1 protein-coding gene and 1 pseudogene are annotated in these 1,702 nt (G+C 43.2%); one reads left to right on the top strand and one right to left on the bottom strand.

Going from position 1 to position 1,702, the window contains the following annotated elements; genetic code table 11:
- Positions 1 to 443 (top strand): sensor histidine kinase (locus AC1DPZ_RS26620; protein ID WP_477409184.1); only part of this gene is annotated, 443 nt, incomplete at its 5' end.
- Between the two features lie 253 nt (positions 444 to 696).
- Here AC1DPZ_RS26620 and ligD read toward each other — a convergent pair.
- Positions 697 to 1,702: pseudogene (ligD, locus tag AC1DPZ_RS26615) on the bottom strand (non-homologous end-joining DNA ligase); the annotation flags it as partial.

Below are 1,702 nucleotides of genomic sequence, written 5' to 3'. Positions count from 1 at the left end.
GGACGGAGTTGAATAAACTACTTAAAACAGCTGTACAAAGCTGGAAAAACCACCTGAAAGCCGATATATTATTCAYCAGCAGCATAAACCCTGCTTATGTATCAATTAATAAGGAAAAATTTTACCGGATTATTGATAACCTGGTAAGCAATGCTGTTAAATTTTCAAAGGATGATGACCGCATTGACATCAGACTGAGCGAAGCTGACAACGAAATTGTGATTGAGGTACAAGATTATGGTATGGGCATATCCACAGAAATGTTGCCCGAAATATTTACCCGTTTTACTAAAACAGGGCGCCCTGGCATCAGGGGGGAAAAATCAACCGGCCTGGGCCTCAGCATCGTTCGGCAAATAGTTGAAAGCCACAATGGCACCGTAAACGTTGAAAGCCATGAAGGTAAAGGATCCATTTTCGTAGTGAAGCTGCCTCTTGGGTAGTTGGTCATTGGTCATTGCGCCGCGCTGTCGTTAGTCATTGGTAGCTGCAGCTTTTTTTCATACGATTTGTAAAATTCGGGAACGAAATGAGGTTTTGAAATGTTTGTCATCCTGAACGCAGTGAAGGATCTATTCGCAGACTGTACAGGGCGAAGAAGCATGGCCAATAACAGATCCTTCACTACGTTCAGGATGACAAAAAAACTTTTTTTTCAAATACTTCATAAATATTCTAAACCACCGCTGCAAGCCGCTAACTAAAAATACCTTGCGCTTTCTTAATCGCTTTTTCCAGGTTGATAGCTTTGCCCAAAACTCCTTTGAAAAGATCGCCTTCGGTTTTTAGCCTGTCGATAGAATTAAATATTGTAAAGTGCTTCATGGTAAGGCCGGGTTTTACTTCGTCCCAATGCAGGGGCATAGATACCGTTGCACCAACCTTTGGTCTGAGCGAATACGGACCGGCGATGGTTGCGCCGGGACGGTTCTGTAAAAAATCCAAATACATTTTTCCCTTACGGTTGGCTACCATGCGTTCCAGGCTGGTATAACCGGGTATTTGTTTGTGAACAATATTTACAATAATGCGGGCAAACAGCTGTGTTTGGTCATAACTATACCTCGCATCCATCGGGATATAAATATGCATGCCGGTAGAGCCGGATGTTTTGCAGTATGAGGGCACATCAATGGCATCCAGCACCTTTTTAACCTCAAGGGCAGCTTCTATCACCTGGTCGAAAGTGTTTTTATCAGGATCAAGGTCTATTACGCAGTAATCCGGGTTATCCGGCGATTGTATACGACTAAACCAGGGGTTCATTTCAATACAACCAAGGGAGGCCATCCATAGCAAACTGGCTTCATCTGTACCAACTAAATATTCCTTATGCTCGCCCTCCCCGTTGGTGTAAGGGAAAGTTTTGGCCCAATCTGGAGCTTTATCTTTTACATCCTTTTGATAAAAACTTGGCCCATGAATCCCCCCGGGAAAACGGTTGAGCGACATCGGCCTGTCTTTCAAATAAGGTAAAATATACTCGGCAACCTGTTAATAATAATTAAACATATCGCGTTTGGTTACATTATCCTCGGGCCAGTAAATTTTACTCAGGTTGGTAAACTTCAAATCGTGACCACATATCTTGCGTACCTGCGTTTCGTCGGTAGGGTTTAGCAAAGTTTTTCTTTCTTTCACTTTTGGAGGTTTTATCGCCGACGCATGCGAATCTTCCTGCTTTTCTTCTGCTGCCTCAACT

It is taken from the genome of Mucilaginibacter sp. P4_G9, from assembly GCF_056400985.1.
Note: the sequence above shows the minus strand (reverse complement) of the source record. Positions and strands in the feature narration are given on the sequence as shown.